The 19728-nt window shown below is 71.5% G+C and carries 16 protein-coding genes and 2 pseudogenes; 6 read left to right on the forward strand and 12 right to left on the reverse strand.

Annotation, left to right across the window (positions count from 1 at the left end):
• Position 1: 1 nt before the first annotated feature.
• From AC3CF1_RS03895 to AC3CF1_RS03910, 4 genes are all read right to left on the reverse strand, one after another.
• Positions 2-1105, reverse strand: coding sequence for an alpha-hydroxy acid oxidase (locus AC3CF1_RS03895; protein ID WP_488449541.1), 1104 nt, complete (start codon positions 1103-1105; stop codon positions 2-4).
• A complete protein-coding gene (locus AC3CF1_RS03900; protein WP_488449542.1) occupies positions 1098-2084 on the reverse strand; it encodes an alpha/beta hydrolase in 987 nt (328 codons plus the stop codon). The genes AC3CF1_RS03895 and AC3CF1_RS03900 overlap by 8 nt, the downstream gene beginning before the upstream one ends.
• Positions 2085-2091: 7 nt before the next feature.
• Positions 2092-3306 (reverse strand): cytochrome P450, encoded by a 1215-nt coding sequence (locus AC3CF1_RS03905; protein WP_488452036.1) that lies wholly within the window; start codon positions 3304-3306, stop codon positions 2092-2094.
• A gap of 61 nt (positions 3307-3367) precedes the next feature.
• Complete coding sequence (locus AC3CF1_RS03910; protein ID WP_488452037.1) at positions 3368-4645, reverse strand: SGNH/GDSL hydrolase family protein; 1278 nt, start codon at positions 4643-4645, stop codon at positions 3368-3370.
• 304 nt (positions 4646-4949) lie between these two features.
• Here AC3CF1_RS03910 and AC3CF1_RS03915 point away from each other — a divergent pair.
• The 3 genes and pseudogenes from AC3CF1_RS03915 to AC3CF1_RS03925 all read left to right on the forward strand — a co-directional run bounded on the left by AC3CF1_RS03915 (position 4950) and on the right by AC3CF1_RS03925 (position 8180).
• Positions 4950-6502, forward strand: a pseudogene (locus AC3CF1_RS03915) (class I adenylate-forming enzyme family protein).
• Positions 6499-7722, forward strand: coding sequence for an MFS transporter (locus tag AC3CF1_RS03920; RefSeq protein ID WP_488449543.1), 1224 nt, complete (start codon positions 6499-6501; stop codon positions 7720-7722). The pseudogene AC3CF1_RS03915 and the gene AC3CF1_RS03920 overlap by 4 nt, the downstream one beginning before the upstream one ends.
• A gap of 53 nt (positions 7723-7775) precedes the next feature.
• On the forward strand, positions 7776-8180 hold the full coding sequence (locus AC3CF1_RS03925) for an MmcQ/YjbR family DNA-binding protein (RefSeq protein WP_488449544.1): 405 nt from the start codon (positions 7776-7778) through the stop codon (positions 8178-8180).
• 106 nt (positions 8181-8286) lie between these two features.
• Here the strand turns inward: AC3CF1_RS03925 and AC3CF1_RS03930 are convergent.
• Positions 8287-8562, reverse strand: a pseudogene (locus AC3CF1_RS03930) (pyridoxamine 5'-phosphate oxidase family protein); the annotation flags it as partial.
• A gap of 110 nt (positions 8563-8672) precedes the next feature.
• On the opposite strand from AC3CF1_RS03930, the gene AC3CF1_RS03935 reads away from it, so the two are divergent.
• From AC3CF1_RS03935 to AC3CF1_RS03945, 3 genes are all read left to right on the forward strand, one after another.
• The gene (locus tag AC3CF1_RS03935) at positions 8673-9299 is read left to right on the forward strand and encodes a fascin domain-containing protein (RefSeq protein ID WP_488449545.1); all 627 of its coding nucleotides are present in this window, start codon (positions 8673-8675) and stop codon (positions 9297-9299) included.
• 353 nt (positions 9300-9652) lie between these two features.
• Positions 9653-10339, forward strand: a complete 687-nt coding sequence (locus AC3CF1_RS03940) for an SGNH/GDSL hydrolase family protein (protein ID WP_488449546.1) — start codon at positions 9653-9655, stop codon at positions 10337-10339.
• Between the two features lie 270 nt (positions 10340-10609).
• Positions 10610-12121: a ricin-type beta-trefoil lectin domain protein gene (locus AC3CF1_RS03945; RefSeq protein WP_328374474.1), complete on the forward strand. Its 1512-nt coding sequence runs from the start codon at positions 10610-10612 to the stop codon at positions 12119-12121.
• 78 nt (positions 12122-12199) lie between these two features.
• Here the strand turns inward: AC3CF1_RS03945 and AC3CF1_RS03950 are convergent, their stop codons facing one another.
• The 7 genes from AC3CF1_RS03950 to AC3CF1_RS03980 all read right to left on the reverse strand — a co-directional run bounded on the left by AC3CF1_RS03950 (position 12200) and on the right by AC3CF1_RS03980 (position 19727).
• On the reverse strand, positions 12200-13558 hold the full coding sequence (locus tag AC3CF1_RS03950) for an ATP-grasp domain-containing protein (protein WP_354982026.1): 1359 nt from the start codon (positions 13556-13558) through the stop codon (positions 12200-12202).
• On the reverse strand, positions 13555-14523 hold the full coding sequence (locus AC3CF1_RS03955; RefSeq protein WP_488449547.1) for an alpha-ketoacid dehydrogenase subunit beta: 969 nt from the start codon (positions 14521-14523) through the stop codon (positions 13555-13557). The genes AC3CF1_RS03950 and AC3CF1_RS03955 overlap by 4 nt, the downstream gene beginning before the upstream one ends.
• Before the next feature lie 55 nt (positions 14524-14578).
• Complete coding sequence (locus tag AC3CF1_RS03960) at positions 14579-15550, reverse strand: thiamine pyrophosphate-dependent dehydrogenase E1 component subunit alpha (RefSeq protein ID WP_488449548.1); 972 nt, start codon at positions 15548-15550, stop codon at positions 14579-14581.
• The gene (locus tag AC3CF1_RS03965; RefSeq protein ID WP_088948342.1) at positions 15547-16338 is read right to left on the reverse strand and encodes a DUF3050 domain-containing protein; all 792 of its coding nucleotides are present in this window, start codon (positions 16336-16338) and stop codon (positions 15547-15549) included. The genes AC3CF1_RS03960 and AC3CF1_RS03965 overlap by 4 nt, the downstream gene beginning before the upstream one ends.
• Position 16339: 1 nt before the next feature.
• Entirely contained in the window at positions 16340-17269 is a 930-nt protein-coding gene (locus AC3CF1_RS03970) for a phytanoyl-CoA dioxygenase family protein (RefSeq protein ID WP_354982028.1), read from the reverse strand.
• A gap of 53 nt (positions 17270-17322) precedes the next feature.
• Positions 17323-18414 carry a 4-hydroxyphenylpyruvate dioxygenase gene (gene hppD, locus AC3CF1_RS03975; protein ID WP_488449549.1) on the reverse strand — a complete coding sequence of 364 codons (1092 nt, stop codon included), beginning with the start codon at positions 18412-18414 and terminating at the stop codon, positions 17323-17325.
• Positions 18415-18488: 74 nt separating this feature from the next.
• A complete protein-coding gene (locus AC3CF1_RS03980; protein WP_355160945.1) occupies positions 18489-19727 on the reverse strand; it encodes a beta-ketoacyl-[acyl-carrier-protein] synthase family protein in 1239 nt (412 codons plus the stop codon).
• Between the last annotated feature and the right edge of the window lies 1 nt (position 19728).

Consider the following 19728-nt stretch of genomic DNA (forward strand, 5'->3'; position numbering starts at 1 on the left):
CTCAGCCCGCATCGAGCGTCCGCAGCGCGGCGGCCGCCGCGGGGTCGGCGCAGCCGGCCAGGGTGAGCGCGTCGGTCAGCTCGGCGGCGAGCAGCGTCAGCGCGTCCCGCGCGCCGCGTTCGCCACCGGCGGCCAGCGCCCAGAGCAACGGCCGGCCGACCAGCACCCCGGCGGCGCCCAGCGCGAGCGCCCGCAGCACGTCGGTGCCGCTGCGGATGCCGCTGTCCAGCAGCACCTGACAATCGCCGCCGACCGCGTCGACGACCTCCGGCAACATGGTGACACTGGCCGGCGCGCCGTCGAGTTGCCGGCCGCCATGGTTCGACACGACCAGCGCGTCCGCGCCCACCCGGACCGCCTCGACCGCGTCGCGGGGGTCCAGCACTCCCTTGACCACCAGCGGCAGGTCGACCTGCTCGCGTAGCCAGGCCAGGTCCGCCCACCGCAGCGCCGGCGCGAACGAGGAGGCCGTGTGCGCGGCGAGCGCGGACACCCCGGGTGCGCCGGCGTGCGCCAGGGCGTCGCGCCCGTCGGGCAGGTTCGCGGCCACCACGTCGTCCGGCAGCCGGAAGGCGTTGCGCAGGTCCCGGGGACGCCGGCCGAGCACCGGGACGTCCACGGTGACCACCAGTGCCCGGCAACCAGCCGCGACGACCCGGGCCAGCAGGTCACGGACGAGGGCCCGGTCGCGCAGCCAGTAGAGCTGGAACCACACGTCCGCGCCGACAGCGGTGACCTGTTCGAGAGGTGTGCTGCCCAGCGTGCTCGCCAGGTACGGGATCCCGGCCGCGCCGGCCGCCGAGGCGAGACCCAGCTCCCCGTCCGGGTGCACCAGGCGCTGGTACGCCATCGGCGCCACCCCGATCGGCATGGCGTACGGGCGGCCGAGCAGCCGGGCGCCGAGGTCGACGGTGTCCACCCCGCGCAGCATCCGGGGCAGCACGGCGACCCGGTCCAACGCGCGACGGTTGGCCGACACTGTCACCTCGGACGCGCTGCCGCAGTCGACGTAGTCCCACACGTCCTCCGGCAGCACCGTGCGGGCCCGCTCGGCGTAGTCGGTGAGCGACACGGCCGGCAGGTCGGTCAGCACCGGCTCAACCACCGCGCACCGCCGTGCCCGTCGGGTCGTCCGCCGGCTCGTCACGCCCGGGCGACAGCCCGAACCGTTCCCGCAGGAACGCCGCCGCGTCGGCCTGAGCCCGCCGGCCGTCGGTGAAGACGCCCGGCATGGCGAAGAAGCCGTGGATCATCCCCGGGTAGTGCCGCACCCGGGTGGGTACGCCGGCGGCGGCCAGTCGCTCCGCGTACCGCTGCCCCTGCGCGCACAGCGGGTCCAGCTCGGCGGTGACCACCAGCGCCGGGGGCAGGCCGGCCAGGTCGTCGGCGAGCAGCGGCGACGCGAGGGGGTCCTGGGCCTGCGCCTCGTCGGCCAGGTAGTGCGTCCGGTACCAGGCCACCGAACGGCTGTTGAACAGCGTCGGGTCGTCGTCGGCCGGGCCGGTGGGCTCGCCGCTCTGGTCGGTGTTCGGATAGACCAGCAGCTGCGCGGCGAGCGTGGGCCCGTCCGCGCGGCTGCGCAGGGTGACCGCGGCGGCCAGGTTCCCGCCGGCGCTGTCCCCACCCACCGCCAGCCGGTCCGGGTCAACGCCCAGCCGGTCGGCGTGGCCGACGACCCAACTGGCGGCCGCGTGGCAGTCGTGCACCGCCGCCGGGAAGGGATGCTCCGGGGCGAGCCGGTAGCCGACGGTGATCACCTGACAGGGCACGGCGTTGGCCAGTCGACGGCAGATACCGTCGGCGGTGTCGATGCTGCCGAGCGTCCACCCGCCGCCGAAGAAGTACAGCAGGGTGGGCAGCGGGCCCGACCCGGCCGGCCGGTACACCCGCAGCGGCAGCTCGCCGGCCGGGCCGAGCATCCGCTCGTCGCGTACCTCGGCCACCGGCTCGACCGCGCCGGAGCCGGCGCGGATCGCGGCCAGGTCCGCGGCGCGCGCCTCGGTCAGCGTCTGCGTGTACAGCGGCGGGGTGCCGGTCGCGGCGCGGGCCGCCCGGTACGCCGCCACCTCCGGGTGCGGGGCCATGTCGCTCCTATCCGCCGGTGCTGACGAGCAGCTTGTCGATGCCGCGCAGGAACAGGCTGCCGCTGTACGTCGGCGTCTCGGTGACGGTCAGCTCGGGGAACCGGGCGAACAGGCGGGGCAGCGCGAGGCGGCCCTCCAGTCGGGACACCGCCGCGCCGAGACAGAAGTGCAGACCCACCCCGAAGGCCAACGACGGCGGGCCGGGTCGGGTCGGGTCGAAGACGTCCGGGTCCGGAAACCGTGCCGGGTCGCGGTTGGCCGCCCCGATGATGATCAGCACGTTGTCGTCCCGGGCGACCGGCACATCACCCAGCACCATGTCGGCCGGCGCGGCACGGGCCAGGAAGTGCACCGGACTCTGCAACCGCAGCACCTCGTCGACGCAGCCCGCGGTCAGCTTGTCGTCGGTGGGCATCGCCGCGACCGTCTCCGGGTGGGCCAGCAGCAACGGCATCCCGTTGCTGAACATGTAGACGGTGGTGACGAAGCTGGCGTTGAACAGCACGATCAGGTTGCTGACCAGCTCCTCCTCGGTCAGCTCCACCTCACCCGAGTCGAGGGCCTCCACCAGCCCACTCAGCAGGTCGTCCCCGGGCACCCTGCGGCGGTGCGCCAGCAGCTCCCGGTAGAAGACCCGCAGCTCCTCGGCCGCGGTGTTCGCGGCGGCCAGACGTTCCGGGGTCTTCCCGGCGACGTCCAGGAACTCGTCGATCCATTCCACCCGCTCGCGGTACCACGCCAACTCCGCCACCGGGATGCCGATGAACTCGGCCATCACCAGCGCCGGGACCGGGTACGCGAAGTCCGCCACGAAGTCCACCACGGCGTTTCCGGCGTCGGCCATCCGGTCCAGCAGCTCGTCGACCACCTGCAGGATCACCGGTTCCAGCGCACCCAACCGGCGCGGGGTGAAGGTGCGGGAGAACACGTGCCGCATCCGCGTGTGGTCGGGCGGGTTCACGAACATCATCGACGTCTGGAAGGTGCGCAGGATCTCCTGCTCCTGCCAGCCCGGCGGCGGCTGTTTGGTCCACTCCGGATCGCGCAGCAACCCGTCGACGAGGTCGTAGCCGACCGCCACCGCCGCCACCGTGCGGTGCTCGGCCCGGGCCGGGACCGCGCTGACCGGCCCGAGCTTGTGCAGGCCTGCGTACCACGGGTACGGGTTCTGTCGGCCCTGCTCGCTGTACAGGCCGGTGAGCAACTCCTGCGCCGTCACGATGCGCTCCTCCCCAGGATGTCGGTGCCGGGGCGGCGAGGATCACCCGCCGCCCCGGCCGGTGTCACAGGCCGAGCAGCCGCAGCGGCACGGCGTTCGCCAGCGCCTGGTTGCCGGCGTCGTTCGGGTGGATGTGGTCACCCGAGTCGTACGCGGGCAGCAGCTGACTGGGTCGCGCCGGGTCGCGCAGCACCCGGTCGAAGTCGAGCAGCCCGTCGAACTCGCGGCTGCCACGCAGATACGTGTTCACCGTCTGCCGGGTGGCTTCCTTCTGCGGAGTCCACACGCCGGGTGCCCCGTGCCCTTCGTACGGGGTCAGCGTGGCCACCAGGCTGGTCAGCCCTCGTTGCTGGAGCTGCTGGTTGATCTGCCGCAGGGTGGCGATGATCGCCTCGGGTGAGTCGTTGGACATCCAGATGTCGTTGATGCCCAGGTGGGTGACGACAGTGCGCACCCCGGTCTGGGGAAAGACGTCCTCGTTGAGCCGGGCCGCCGCGTTCGGGCCGAGCTGGTAGTAGCCGGGGTAGTTGCCGTCGCCCGGCTCGGTGCCCTCGTGGTTGAGGCGGTTGCCGGCCAGGCTGAGGTTGAGCACGCCCGGGGTGCGCGGGTCCGGCCGGTCGGCGAGCAGCCGGTCGGAGAGCAGGTCGGGCCAGCGCCGGTTGGCGTTGACGGTGCTGCCGTTGCCGTCACCGATGGAGTCACTGAGCACCACCACCGCACCCGGGGTGGCCCTGCGCTGCACGTCGATCCCGGAGAGGAAGAACCAGCAGCAGGTGGGACGGGTGGTGAACCCGGTGCCCTCGGCGGCCCCGGTCAGGTCGCCGGCGCCGATGAAGTTGGCCTGCTGCGACTGCCCGTGGAAGGTGGTCGGGCCGGTCGGCGTCGGGAAGTGCACTGTGACCACCAGGTCGCTGTCGTCCGCGACCGGGAACGTCAGCGGGTCGCTGAGCAGCTCCGCGCCCCGGTTCATGGTCGCCGAGGCGTTGCCGGTGAAGGTCAGCGGGCGCACCGAGGCCGGATCGATGTCGGAGAGGTCGTCGGCGGTGGCGGTGTCGGGTCGGGCGACGGTGGCCCGACCGACCGCCACCGCCTGCTCGCCGTAGAGGTTGCTCAGACGGACCCGCAGCGCCGGACCGCCCACCGAGACGTGCACGATCATCCGTACGCTCTGGTCGTTCAGACCGGTGTTGGTCAGCCCGACCGAGTTGCCCCGGGTGACCGCGGTGGCCCAGCTGCCCGCCCACTCGGACCGGTCCGGTCGGCCGGCGGCGGTCCCGGACGGACCGGCGCTGGCGACGACCGCGGGTGTGCCTGTGACCAGCAGCGCGGCCGCGGCGGCGATGACGTGCCATCTCTTCGGGGTCGACATTGAACCTCCATCGTGTGGCAGCCCAGGGCCGTCCGCTGACGGCGCCCGCCTGGACGATGGTCCAGAAACCTAGCCGCCGCCGCTGACGGGCGTCAATCAACCTGATCGACGCGATCAAATGTCCGGCGGGCCTGTCGGATCGCCCCGTCGGCACGGTTCCGACCAACCGTTACCGGCCTAGGCTCGCAGGCGGCGGGCTCACCGGAGCGCGCGCCACCGTCGCGTCGTCACCGGGCCCTGCCCGGGGACCGCCGCTTTCTCGGATGGGGGCAGTCGGATGACTGACGGACCTGGGCACACCTACGTGGACCGAGTGCTGGATCTCTTCGCCGGCTTCGGTGACCGGGAGGCGCTGGTCGGCGGGGGCCGCCGGCTCACCTACGCCGAGGCCGCCGCGTTGGTGCGGACGATGGCCGCGACGCTGACCCGGCACGGCGTACGCCCCGGTGCGGCGGTGCTGGTGACAGTGGCGAACGCGGTCGAGGGCCCGTTGCTCCAGCTCGCGCTGCATCTCATCGGCTGCCGGACCATGTGGGTCGCCCCGGTGACCGCGCGCCGGGAGGTCGACGAGTTCATCCGCCTGGCCCGCCCGGACGCCCTCGTCTACGACGCCCGGGACCCGGCCAGTCTCGGCCCGGACCTGGCCGCCGCGCTGCCCGGCACGCCGGTGTGCTGTCTCGGCCCCGGGGCGCCGGCCCGGACCTCACCGCCGACGCCGACGCGGCGGAACTGCCGGCGTCCGTGCCGGCGCCGGAGTCGTTCCTGCAGACCAGCGGCACCACCGGCAGCCCCAAGCTGGTGCACCACCGGGAGAGCTTCTACGCGCAGATCCTCACCCTGGCCGCCGACTTCCGCGCCGCCGGGTTCCCGCTGCTGCGGCACCTGTCGCACTCACCGATGTGGTTGGCCAGCGGGCAGATCACCACCCTGTTCAACCTGTTCACCGGCGGGGTGCTGTTCCTGCGCGACGACTGGGACCCGGTGGCGTTCGTGGACACCGTGCAGCGGGAGCGGATCAACTCCACCTTCGTCACACCGCCGATGCTCTACGAGGTGCTGGACCACCCGGCGCTGGTCGGCGCGGACTTCAGCGCCATGTTCATGTTCAACGTGGGAGCGGGGCCCGCCGCGCCCGCCCGGCTGCGCCAGGCCATCGCGCGGTTCGGCCCGGTGCTGCGCATCGTGTACGGCCTCAGCGAAGCCGTGGTGATCACCGCGCTGCCGGGGTTGACCGATGACCCGGAGCACCCGGAGCGGCTGCGGTCCTGCGGTCGACCCTACGGCGACGTGCGGATCGAGATCCGCGACGACGACGGCACGGTGCTGCCGCCGGGGCGTGACGGCGAGGTGTGGGTGCAGACCCGACTGAGCTTCGCCGGCTATCACGGCCAGCCCGAGCTGACCGCGCAGACGCTGGTCGACGGTTGGGTGCGTACCCGCGACATCGGGCACCTCGACGACGACGGTTACCTCTACCTGGTCGACCGCGCGCACGACATGATCGTCACGCACCGGCGGAACTGGGCGATCTTCTGCCGCCCCATCGAGGACGTGCTGGCCGGGCATCCCCAGGTGCGGGCCGCCGCCGTGATCGGCGTACCGGACGACACCGTCGGCGAAGTCCCGTACGCGTACGTCGTGGTCGCCCCGGACGCCACGGTCACCGGCGCCGAGCTGATCGACCTGGTGACCGCGGAGCTCAACGAGATGTGGGCGCCGACCGCTGTGGAGTTCGTCGACCGGTTGCCGGTGAACCGGTCGGTCAAGGTGGACAAACGGGCGCTGCGCGAGCGGTACGCGGCGCGTCGGGCGGCGGCGGTCGGGGCGTGACCCCCCGCCGGCAACTGGTCGTCCTGGTCGGCGCGGACCTGATCTCCAACCTGGGCACCCGCATCTCGGTGGTGACCATTCCGTGGCTGGTGCTGGTCACCACCGGCAGCCCGACCAAGATGGGCCTGGTCGCGTTCGCCGAGACCCTGCCGTACCTGCTGTCCAGCGCGCTGGGCACACCCTGGGCGGACCGGATCGGCCTGCGCCGCACGTCCATCCTCTGTGACGCCGGCAGCGCGGTGGCCATGGTGGTCGTCGCGCTGACCCCGTGGTTGGGTTTCGGTTCGCTGGTGGCGCTGGTGGCGCTGGCCGGCGCGCTGCGCGGCATCGGGGACCGGGTGAAGCACGTGATGTTCCGGCCGGTCGCCGAGGCCGCCGGGGTGCCGCTGATCCGGCTGACCTCGGCGTACGACGGGCTGAGCCGGGTGGTGACCCTCTTCGGCGCCGCCGTGGGCGGCGTGCTGATCGCCGCGTTCGGGGTGACCGAGGCGATCCTCATCGACGCGGCCAGCTTCGGTGTCTGCGCGCTGCTGATCGGTGTCCTGGTCCGGCCACCGGCCGCGCCGGCGAAGCCCGCCGAGCCGGAGAGCTACCTGAGCGCGCTGCGTGCAGGGTTCGGCTACCTGGGCCGGGACCGGCCGCTGCTCAGCATGCTGCTGGTCATCTCGGCGCTGAACATGGTGGCCAACGCCAGCGTGGCCGTCTACATCCCGGTCTGGGTGGCCCGGGAGCTGCACGGCCCCAGCGGGCTCGGTCTGGTGCTGGCGTCGTTCTCGGCGGGCGCGCTGCTGGGCAACGTCGTCTTCACCGCGCTCGGGCCGAGGCTGCCCCGCCGGCTGACGTTCCTGGTCGGGGCGCTGATCGCCGGCACACCCCGGCTTGTCGCACTGGCGATCAGTGACGAGCTGCCGGTGGTGCTCCTGGTGACCTTCCTGTCCGGCATCGGCATAGCGGCGGTCAACCCGCTCCTCGGGGTGGCGCTCTACGAGCGGGTGCCGGCGGAGTTGCAGACCCGGGTGATCGGCATCGCCGGTTCGCTGGCCTTCGTCGGTCTGCCGGTCGGCGCGCTGCTCGGCGGCTGGTCGGTGGACGCGCTGGGTCTCACCCCGGCGCTGCTGACCATGGCGGCGGCGTGCCTGCTGGTCAGCGCGTACCCACTGTTGACCCGGTCGTCCGAGCCGAGGACACCGACGCGGCCCACCCCCGCCGTCGCGCCCTGACAGTTGGGCTCGCACGAGCACACTGCGGCCCGCTGAGCGCGTACCGTCTGGGCATGCCGAGCTGGGAGGACGTCCGCCGGATCGCGCTCGCTCTGCCGGAGACCACCGAGCGTCCGTCGTACGACGGGTTGCCGGCCTGGCGGGTCCGGGACAAGCCGTTCGTCTGGGAGCGACCGCTGCGCCGCGCGGACCTCGACGCCCTCGGTGACGCCGCGCCCGACGGCCCGCTGCTCGGCGTGCGGGTGGCCGACCTCGGCGTCAAGGAAGCTCTGCTCGCCGACGACCCGGCGGTCTACCTTACCACCCCGCACTTCGACGGGTACCCGGCGGTGCTGGTCCGGCTCGACCGGATCAGCATGTCCGAGCTGACCGAGGTGGTCACCGAGGCGTGGTATGCCCGCGCCCCGAAACGCCTCGCCGCCGCCCACCGCGCCGATCAGGAGCCCACGAACGCCTAGGGCATGTCCTGCCGATCTTGTAGTGGTTGATCGTTGACGATGTGCTGGTGGTGCGTCGTGGGGAATTGACGGATGAGGCGTGGGCGGTGATCGCGCCGCTGCTTCCTGAGCCGCCAGGCCCGACCGGCGGCGCGAAAATCCCGACGGACACCCGCGGATCGGCAGCGATGTTGCGCATCTTCGGGGAACGCGGCGCGGCCGTGAACACCACCGCGAAGGCGAGCGAGTAGTACCGCACCGGGGTAGCTAGCGGCCCTCCAGGACCCGCGGTCGCGAGCACATACATGTTCTGCGACGACAACAGGTTGAAAATGCGCTCTTCAAGCCGTTCAGTCGAGGGTACCCGCCAACTGTGCCCTGCCTCACGCTGCACCACTTCTATCCAATAGAAATCTATATACCTTTCCGCCCGGAAAATCTTTCCCTTCCCAAGCTGCTCTCGTCACAGGTATGCTCTCATGCATCTCGATATGTCAATACGGGGAGAGTGCCGTGAGAGCTGTGTGCCAGACCGACCATCCAACCCTTGCAACGCCGAGCCTCCAGGGCGCCGCCGCTCCGGTAGTGCGGCGCTGGTTTGCCCGAGGGGTTACGCCGCTGCTCGCGATCGTCGCGATGTTCATGGCGCTGTTGCCTACGGCGGCAACGGCCGCGAACTCGGCGGACGACGATTTTCTCGTGTTGCAAAATGCTCCCCAGGCCTCCAACACCTACATTTGGGCCTTGGCAAACTATCGGTATGTCCGTGCCAACGTCAGTGGCGGAGTCGGCACGCTGCAAGCCAACGCGACCTCCGTGGGGGCATGGGAACAATACGACATCGTTCCTCTATCTCTCTCACAACCCCACGTGGCCATCGTATCGCGAGCAAACGGCCGGTACGTGACCGCCAACATTAGCGGGAGCGGTGGTGGCAAGCTGGAAGCCACTTCGTTGTTTGCCGGGGAATGGGAAAAATTTATGATGTATGGAGTTGTTGGCAGCACCGACCAGAGGGCGCTGAAGTCCTTGGCTAACGGCAAGTTCGTGACTGCCAACGTCAGCGGCGGCGTTGGCACACTGCAAGCCACTGCGACCAACATCGGGCCATGGGAGAAATTCCTGATCCCTCATAATTAGCAGATCCTCTGCTCTATAGCAGCGAAAGCAATTCATCCAGCCGTCGCCGACCCACCCGGGTCGGTGGCGACTGGATGTCTTACAGCAGCCAGACTCGTCCTGTGGAGTTTGTCGAGCTGGGTGCGGGAAGCTTCCCGGCGACGGCGGCGCCCTGCCTGATCCGCGTTTGCGACCCATTTCCCCCGTGGCTTAAAGGCACAGCGGCGGCGCCAGGGGATTACGTCGGCGCGTCCTGGCGTGTCTGCGCCGGCCCGGCAGCGTCGCGCAAAGGTGCTCGACGTACGTTGGGCTAATGGCAGCGCGGGCGTCTGGCGGGCCTGGCCGGGCGGGCGGTGGTCGGCTAGCGTGCCGGAATGGCATCGACGTTGGCCGAATCGACTGATCCGTACTGCCTGCGATCCGGCGAGGCCGCCGAGCTGCTGCGCGGGCACCGGTGGCGGCGATTCGTCGCACTGGGCGACAGCGTGGTCGAGGGCAACTGCGAGCCGACGCCCGGCTACTCGGACGTGCAGTGGGCCGACCGGATCGCCACCGAACTGGACGCCGCCCGCCCGGGTCTGGCGTACCTCAATCTCGGTCGCAGTGGGCTGCGCGCGCATGAGGTCCGCGCCACCCAACTGGCCCCGGCTCTGGCGTTCGGCCCGGACCTGGCGCTTGTGGTGTGCGGCGGCAACGACGCCTTCCGCCCGGCGTACGACGCGGACGCGGTCGACGCGGAGCTGACCGCGATGATCATTGCGCTGCGGGACGTCGGCGCGGACGTGGTCACCGTGGGGATGTTCGACGTCTCCTACAGCCCGGCGGTCCCGGAGGCCCTGCGCCCCGGCCTGCGGGAGCGGATGCGCCTCCTGTCCGCGCGCACCGCGAAGCTCGCCGAGCGCCTGGGCACCGTCCACGTGCACCTGACCGACCACCCGCTCACGGCCGACCCGACCCTCTACAGCACCGACGGCCGACACGGCAGCGCACGCAGCGACGCCATCGCGACAGCCGAAACCCTCCGTCGCCTGCACAGCCACCTGGCTGGCTCCGCAAGCTGACGCGCCGAACCGGCATCACGAGCCGCCCGCCGAACCGCCTCCGCGCCGGGGTCGGTCGACGGGAATCACACGGGGCACCGCCCCGGCCACGGTTCTTCTATAGTGACGTCCGTCGAGATCACCCGCGGCGGCGCCGGTGGTCGACACGTATCAGGAGAATGCGGCGGAGCAGGCGGTCCGTCGTCCACGGGGGAGCCGATCGCGGCCGTTTCGGCGGCGGGCGACGGCAGATCGGAGATCTACATGCGGCGTGTCCGCACGTTGACATTGGTGATTGGCGCACTTGCGCTGGCGGTCGCCGGATCCGTACCAGCACAGGCGGTCAGCGGTGGCCAGCCGGTCACCGACAACAGCTATCCCTTCATCGCCAAGGTGGACTTCGGAGCGGCAGTGCGTTCCTGCACGGGCACCCTCCTCGATCCGCACTGGGTCGTCACCGCCGCGAGCTGCGTGAGTGAGACCGGGCAGCCGCCGGTGGCCGGCGCGCCGACCCAGACCACCACGGTCACCGTCGGCCGGGTCGACCTGGCCAGCACGGCCGGGCAGGTGCGTACCGCCGTCTCGGTGGTGCCGCACCCCACCGAGAACCTGGCGCTGATCCGACTCAATCAGCCGGTTACCACAAGCGCCCCGGCCCGGATCGGCGCTGCTCCCGCCGTTGACGAGCAGCTTCAGGCACTCGGCTACGGCCGCACCGCCACCGAGTGGGTCCAGAACCGGCTGCACAGTGGCACGTTCAGCGTCACCTCGGTGACCAGCGGCACCGTCGGCCTCGACGGCACCGGTACCGGCGCCACCCTGTGTCGTGGCGACGCCGGCGGCCCGTCCGTTCGGCGCAACGGCAGCGCGGTGGAGGTGGTCGCCGTGCACGACCGTTCCTTCCAGGGCGGCTGCATCGGCGAGACCGAGACCCGGCGCACCGCCGTCGACACTCGTCTGGACAGCCAGGCCGGCTGGGTCGCAACCAGCATCGACGCCGCGCCGGACTGGCTCGCGGGTCAGGCGCTGCCGATCACGAACGGGCGTAGCGGGGACTGCCTGGTGACGACCGGCAACACGGACCGCACGCCGGTCGGCACCGCGGCCTGCTCGGCGACCGCGCCCGCCCAGCAGTGGACGTTGGTGCCGAACGGGTCGGGCACCTTTCATCTGAAGAATGTCGGCAACGGCAAGTGCGCGTACGGCGAGGCACCGGTTCTCGGCGATGTGAAGATCTACAACTGTGACAGCGGGATCACCCAGCAGTGGCGGATCACCACCGACTCGGTCCGCAGCCAGTTGAAGAACCTGGGCTCAGGGCTCTGCATCGCCTCCCCGTCCACCACCCCGAACGACATCCGGATGGACACCTGCGGCGCGTGGGACGACCACCACTGGGTGCAGAGGGGCAACGGCGGCGGCGCCTACGGCGCGCTCAAGGCGGAGGCGAACGGGCTCTGCCTGAAAAACATCACCGGTGCCGGCTATCGCGTGGGCCTGATACTGGCCGGTTGCACCAGCCCTCAACCGTGGACGCAGAGCGGTCTCACGCTCCAAGCGGACGGCGGCTGCCTCACGACAAAGGGAGCCACGACCCCTTTCCCTCGCGGCACCGCGATGAAACTTGAGGCGTGCAACGGCGCCAAGGAACAGGACTGGATGCTCATGCCCGATGGCACGATCAAGAACCCAAGCACCCGCAACTGCCTCGGCTACCGCTACGACTCCCTTGAGGGCGGCGCCTGGGTGCCGTCGATGGTCGCCTGCACCGATGGCGTGATCTGGCGGCTACCCGCCGCCTGACCGGCTGGCGTGGGGTGTGGCTGCGGAGATGCCTCCGCAGCCACACCCGTTGGTCCGGCTGACAGGCTCGGCAAGCGGTCAGTCGTGCAACAGCACGCCGGTCATCAGGACGCCGTGGGCCAGGTTGAGGACTCCGTCGCAGCCGGGGTAGCCGACCCTCGCCAGCCCGCCGGAGGCGTGCCGGCCGAACAGGTACGGAGCGAGGGAGTACGGCACCTCCGCCGTCACCGTCTCGCCCGTCTCGATCTGCACGAAGTCCATCGACACCCGGTCGGTCGGCAGGTATTCCTGAAGGATCGCGCCGCCCTGGTCGACGGCGGCCCGAATGCCGTCGGCCCAGTCCGTCGGGCTCAACTCCGGGCCGAGCAGCACGCCGTGCCCGGCGGAACCGTCGGCCGGTTTGGCCACCAGCTTCGCCTGGTCGGCGATCGCCCGGTCGAGCACCGCGGCGGTCAGCGGCACCGTGTACGGCACGTGCCGACGGATCAGCGTCTGATCGTCGGCGGGTAGCCCGTCCACGTCCTCCCACAGCCACGCGAAGGTGGTCTTGTTGCCGAGCAGCCAGGCCGCCGCCGAGACGAACATCGGCAGCGTGCCCGCCGCGAGGGCACCGGCCACCGCGTCCAGGCCGGCGGTCGGGGTGACCCGGTTGGGCACGAACAGCCGAAACAGCGCGTCGACCGGCGCGCCGTCGACCACCAGGCGACTGTCGGCGTCCAGGGTGGCGGTGGAGACCGGGGCGATGACCAGGTCGATGCCGAAGTCCCGGGCCCGTACGGCCAGTGGGTCGAGGATCCGGATGAACGTCTGCGGGTCGTCCAGACCGGGATAGTCGGAGTCGAAGTCCATCAGCAGCGCCACCCGGGCGCCGTCGGGCAGCCCCAGTTCCTCGCGGATCGCCACGAACCGTTGGTCGAGCAGTGACGGTGCGGCCCGCGCCGGCAGGTCGTCCAGGATGCCCTGCTCCTGGTAGAGCCGCGCGAACCGCTGGATCACGGTGTCGGCGTCGAAGCCGCCACCGAGGCTGCTGTCGATGTTGTACTCGACGAACTTCGGCACCCCCGCCGAGAAGATCACGTCCGGCCGGTACGCGGCCAGCAGCGCCTCGCTCAGCGGCTCCGACTCGTCCAGCAGGCGGGTCTCCCCCGCCGGTACGTCGAGCAGCCGGCGCAGCTCACCGGCGGTGCCCGCCCGACGACGGCAGGCGTCGAGGATCAGTTGGGCGAGCCGGTCGCAGACCTCGTTCAGCTGCCGCCAGGCGTCGGCGGTCAGGACCGGGGGGCGGGCCAGCCGCCACTGCTTGTTGTAGGTGGCCCGGCCGTGGAAGACCTGCTCCCAGGCCGCCGCCCCACTGGTCACCATGGCTCGTCGGGCCGGCTCCGGCAGGTCGGTCCAGGCTCGGTCGGCCGCCGGCCACGCGTAGTTGGGGTCGATCATGATCCGTCCTTCATGGTCAGGTGGATGGCGGTGGCGAGCTGGTCCCGGGACGGTTGCACGGCCCGGTCCAACGCCGGTGCGAACGGCAGCACCGCCCCGTCCGGGCGGGTGACCCGGCGGGGAGGGGCGAGCAGTCGTACGCGCTCCACCACCGAGGCGATGATCTCGGCGGCCATGCCGCAGGAGCGGTTGGCGTCGTCGACCACCACGAGCCGCCCGGTGCGCGCCACCGACTCGGTGAGGCCGTCGATGTCGAACGGGTACAGCGTGCGCGGGTCGAACACCTCTACCGAGACCTGATCGGCCAGCTCCTCGGCCACCGCGAGCGCGTCGTGCACCAGGTGCCCGACCGCGACCACTGTGACGTCGTCGCCGAAGCGGTGGATCCGGCCCCGGCCCAGCGGCACCGGGGTCAGGTCCTCGACGTCCTCCCGCAGGTCCATGGCCCCAGCCGGGGCGAACACCACCACCGGGTCGTCGTGGCGGATCGCGGTGACCAGCAACCCGTACGCGTCGGCCGGGGTGGCCGGCACGACGGTGACCACGCCGACGTGCGCGAAGAGGCTGTACGGCTGGTCAGAGTGCTGCCCGGCCCAGCCCGTGCGCGAGCCGGAGCCGGGGACCAGGTAGGTGACCGGGACGGCGCACTGCCCACCGGTCATCAGCGGGAACTTGTGGGCGTGGTTGACGATCTGCTCGAAGACCAGGAACAGCAGCGACGGGATCTGGAACTCGATCACCGGCCGCAACCCGGCAAGCGCCGCGCCGGTGGCGAAGCCGGTGAACGCCTGCTCGGACAGCGGGGTGTCGCGTACCCGCTCGGTCCCGAAGCGCTTGGCCAGGCCGGTGGTCACCATCGACGCCCCGACCTGGACGTCCTCGCCGAGCAGGAACACCGCCTCGTCGCGGGTCAGCTCGTCGGCGAGTGCCCGGGTCAGCGCCCGGCGGTACGACAGTCGGGGCACCTCAGCCACCTCCGGTGCATGCGGTCATTCAGCCACCTCCGGTGCATGCGGTCATTCAGCCACCTCCGGTGCGGGCGGTCATGCCGCTGGCGTACAGGTAGGCCAGGGCGTCGGCCGGGTCGGGTTGCGGGCTGGCCAGGGCGAAACGCACGGCCGCGTCGAGGGTTTCCTCGACCTCGGCGTCCACTGCGGCACGGTCGACATCGGAGAGGCGCTCACCCTGGATACGCACCGGGTCGCGGGCCCGACCCCGGGTCACCTCGTCGGGCGGGCGGTAGTCGAGGCGTACCGCGTGCTCGAAGGTGTGGTGGACGTCGAAGCGGTAGGTACGGGCCTCGATCAGCTCGGGACCGCCGCCGACGCGCATCCGGTCGACGGCGGCGGCCGCGGCGACGCGTACCGTCTCGGGGTCCTGGCCGTCGACCTGGACGGCCGGGACGCCGAACGCGGCGGCCCGGCCGGTGATGCTGCCGGCCACCGCGCCGGCGACCGGCATGGTGGTGGCGTAGCCGTTGTTCTCGCAGACGAACAGCACCGGCACCCGCCAGAGCGCCGCCAGGTTGAACGCCTCCAGCAGCATCCCTTCGTTGACCGCGCCGTCGCCGAAGAAGCTCACCCCGACGGTGTCGCGCCCCCGACGGCGGTGGGCCCAGACCGCACCCGTGATGATCGCCCCGGAGGCCCCCACGATGGCGTTGGCGCCGAGCACGCCGAGGCTGAAGTCGGCGGCGTGCATCGAACCGCCGCGCCCGGCGTTGAGGCCGGTGACCCGACCGCACAGCTCGGCGAGCATCCGGGCCGGGTCCGCACCCCGGGCCAGGACGTGCCCGTGTCCGCGATGGGTGCCGGCGATCACGTCGTCGGCACCCAGGGCGGCGCAGACGCCGGCGGCGATCCCCTCCTGACCGAGGTACGGGTGGATGCCGCCGACGATCTGCCCGCCGTGGACCAGCTCCACCGCCCGTTCCTCGAACCGGCGGATCAGCCGGACCGTGCGGTAGAGCCGGACCGGGTCGGCGTCGGTCACGCCGGTCCCTTGATGGCGGCGAGGATGTCGTCCCACAGTCGGGCCCGGGCGGTGAGGGCGGTGTTCACCGTGTCGGCGCACTCCTGCCACTTGGTGTCGTCGTCGCCGCACAGGTCGGCGAGCATCTGCATGGCCATCGGGGTGTGCTGTTCGCCGTCGACCTCGATGTGCCGCTCCAGGTAGTCGACGAACGTGTGTAGCCGGTTGCTGCGCTCGTTGACCGAGACGACCTGCGTGAACATGTCCGGGATGAGGTCCTCACGACCGAACGCGAAGGCCGCCGCCTGGCAGTGCACCGGGGTCGACTCGATGATCCGCCAGGTGGTGGCGGCGAACCTCGCCGACGCGGCCGGCACCCCGGCCTCGGTGAGCGCGTCGGTCACCGGCCGGCCGGCGCGCAGCAGGTCGACGAGGGCGTTCACGGCCGTGGTGTCCGCGCCGGCCTCGACCATGCCCTGCACGTACAGCTCGAAGTGGCTGATGTAGCCGCCGCCCAGCTCGTCGCTCTCCTCGACCATGACGATGTCGTTGATGAGGCGGCGGCTGCCGGTCGGGCCGGTCGGGATCCACGGCACGGTGACGCAGGTCAGCTGCCGTTGCAACGACTTCAGCAGGGACATGAAGTCCCAGACCGCGAAGACGTGGTGCTGCATGAAGGTGACCAGCGCCTCGTGGGTGTCCAGGTTGGCGTAGAGCGGGTGCTTGACCACCACGTCACGGCGGTCGGTCACCGCCTTTTCCAGCCGTTCGATGCCCGGGTGGGTCCTACCCCAGTCGTAGCGTGACATGTCAGCCTCCCTGTTGGGCGCGGTGGCGCCAGATGACCGGGCAGTAGTCGGGGTCCGCGTAGTCGGGCCGCCCCTCGTGGGTGCGGCGGACCAGCACGTCGTGGTTGTACGCGGCGAGCGTGCCGTCGGAGAGCGGATACTCCCGCCAGGCGTTGTCGCCGTCCTGCAGGTGCAGCGAGATCGCCTGTCGGGGGCGACCGCTGACGTTGGGGCCGCTGCCGTGGTAGGTGCGGCAGTGGTGGAAGCTCACGTGGCCCTTGGGGATCACCATGGGGATCTTGCGGATCGCCGCGCCGTTGTACGCGGCGTTCTCGGCCAGCATCTCCTCCAGCTGGCTGCGGTCCCGGTCGGCGAAGTGCCGCACCACCGTGTCGTCGGCGCCGATCTCCTTCCACCGGTGCGAGCCGTCGACCATGGTGATGGTGCCCATCTCCTCCCCACAGTCGTGGAACGGGATGAACGCGGTGAGCATCTTCTCCGACGACGAGGACGCCCAGTAGTGCTTGTCGAAGTGCCAGGGCACGATGTTGCTCGGCTCACCGTCGATCGGCGGCTTGTAGATCAGCGTGGACTGGAAGACCCGGATCTCGTCGGCCTGGGCGAGCCGGGCCGCCACCGCCCCGACCAGCGGCTTGCGCAGGATCGCGCCCAGCCCGTCGTGCTCGTGGTGGACGTAGTCGTTGTGCCGTTGCACCGGCCCCGACGACGGCTCCCAGTAGGCCAGCTTCGGGGGCCGAACCGGCAACCGCCGGTCCCGCTCACCGTCGTAGTAGCGCTGCGCGGCGGCGGCGAGGGCGTCCACCTCGTCGTCGGTGAACACCTTCTTCGACAGGTACCAGCCGTGCTCGGCGTAGTGCCGCACGTCGTCGTCGGACGGCAGCAGAGCCTGCTCCTCGGCGGTCAGCGCGGGTTCGAACTCGGTAGCGGTCACTGTGCCTCTGGTTCGCGACTGCGGGGCTCGCAAACCCGGCTCACTCCTCGCGCTCATGCCCCCACCCCCTGTGGTGTGGCCGCCACCGCGGCCAACTCCCGTTCCTTGGCCTCGTAGAGCGCCTTGATGTTGCCGCTGCCGAAGCCCCGCGCGCCGCGCCGCTCGATCAGCTCCAGGAAGAGCGTGCGGCGTACGTGCATCGACTCGGCGAAGATCTGCAACAGCTGGCCGTCGTGGTCGGAGTCGACCAGCACGCCCAGCTCGCGCAGCCGGTCCAGTGGGGCGTCCACCCGACCGACCCGCGCCTCCAGGGAGTCGTAGTAGCTGCCGGGTGTGCCGGCGAAGCGCACCCCGCGCCGGCCCAACGCCTCGACCGCGGTGAGGATGTCGTCGGTGCGCAGCCCCAGGTGCTGCACTCCCCCGCCGGCGTGCTGGTCGAGGAACGCGTCGATCTGCCCCGGCCGCCGGGCCCGGTCCGGTTCCAGCAGCACCACGGTGACCCGCCCGGACGGGCTCTGCACCACCTTGGAGTTCATCCCCTGCCCGTCGACCTCGATGTGTTCCTCGAAGATCTCCGCGAAGTCGAACAGCTTCTCGAAGTGCCGGACCGTCTCGTCGAGCTGACCGGGCGGCACGCAGACCGCCAGGTGGTCGATCTCGGCGAGCACCGGCGGATGACCCTCCCCACCGGACGGTGCCGGTGTGATGATGCCGGGCAGGAACTCGGCCCGGTCGCCGCGGCGCTGCACCAGGCGGTGCCGCACGTCGGCGAAGCCGTCCACCTCGGCGGTCACCACCTCGGCGTCCGCACCGGTGACGGTGGTCGGTGGCGTCACCCCGGTCGCACCGCGGCCCACCAGCTCGGCGTACGCGGACGCGACGTCGTCGACCTCGACCGCGACGACGGCGATGCCGTCACCGTGGCGCTGGACGTACCTCGCCGCCGGATGCTCGGCGCTGAGCCCCGAGGTGAGCAGCAGTCGGATGTCGCCGTGGCAGAGCAGCAACGAGCGCTGCCCTTCCAGCCCGGTCTCCGGGCCACCCTGGCCACAGATCTCGAAGCCGACGGCGGTGCTGAAGTAGAAGGCCGCCTGTCGGGCGTCCCCCACGTAGAGTTCGATGTGGTCGATACCACGGATGTCCATGTCCCCTGAAACCCCTCCCACACGCTTCCCCCCGTGTTGCCGTCCGGGCGCGCCCGCCCGGGATGCCGCGTCGATCACCTCCTCGGCTCGGCGACGCGCGCGAGCAGCAGGCTCACGTTCTGACCGCCGAACCCGAACGAGTTGGTGACCGCGTACTCCGGGTCGGCCTTGCGGGGCGCGCCACGGATGTGGTCCGCCGGGCAGGCCGGGTCCGGGTCGTCGAGGTGGTACGTCGGTGGCAGCAGCCCCCGACCGAGCGCCAGCGCGGTGACCGCCGCCTCCAGGACCCCGGAGGCGCCGAGCAGGTGCCCGGTGAGCGCCTTGGTGGAGCTGACCGGCACACCGCCGACGCCGAACACGTCGGCGAGGGCGGTGGTCTCCGCGATGTCACCGAGTTTCGTCGCGGTGCCGTGCGCGTTGACGTAGCCGACCGCCGCCGCGGGCACACCGGAACTGCGCAGCGCGCGCCGGATGCATGCGGCCGCGCCGGCACCGTCCGGGCGGGGTGCGGTCGGGTGGTACGCGTCAGTGGTCGCGCCGTGGCCGGCCACTTCGGCGTACGCGGTGACGCCGCGCGCCGCGGCGTGCTCGGCGCGTTCCAGCACCAGCAGCGCGGCGCCCTCGGCCAGCACGAACCCGCTGCGGGAGGTGTCGAACGGCCGGCTCGCCCGGGCCGGGTCGTCGCCTGCTCTGGCCAGGGCGCGCGCGTTGCCGAAGGTGTCGGCGAAGGTCGGGAACAGCGGTGCCTCGCTGGCCCCGCAGAGCACCACGTCGGCCTCTCCGGTGGCGATGAGCCGAACCCCGTCGGCGACCGCCTGGGCACCGGAGGCGCAGGCGGTGCCGACCGACGAGCTGTAGCCGCGGATGCCATGCGCGATGGCGATCCGCGCCGCCGGCATGTTCGGCAGGATCCCGGTGAGCAGGTACGGGCTGACCGCCGCCCGACCCCGGGCCGCCCGGGCCAGCACCTGCGACTCCAGGGTCGCCATGCCCCCGACACCGCCGACGATCACTCCGATCCGGTCGGGGTCGACGTCGCGGCCGACCTCGATGCCGGCGTCGGCGAGCGCGTCGGCGGCGGCGAGGAGCGCGAGCACCACGATCCGGTCCAGCACCCGGGTCTCCGGCCCGGACGCGACGGTGCGCGGGTCGATGTCGGGCAGCAGGCCGGCGACGTCCAACGACTCCCTGACCGGGTGCCCCTCGGGCGGGCGGGTCAGCCCGGAACGGCCGGTGGTCACCGCCTCGAAGGTCTCCTCGACGCCCCGCCCGACCGGGGTGAACAGACCCATCCCCGTGATCAGGGCGGTCACG

The sequence above is a fragment of the Micromonospora sp. MGP-C2 genome, from assembly GCF_057766525.1.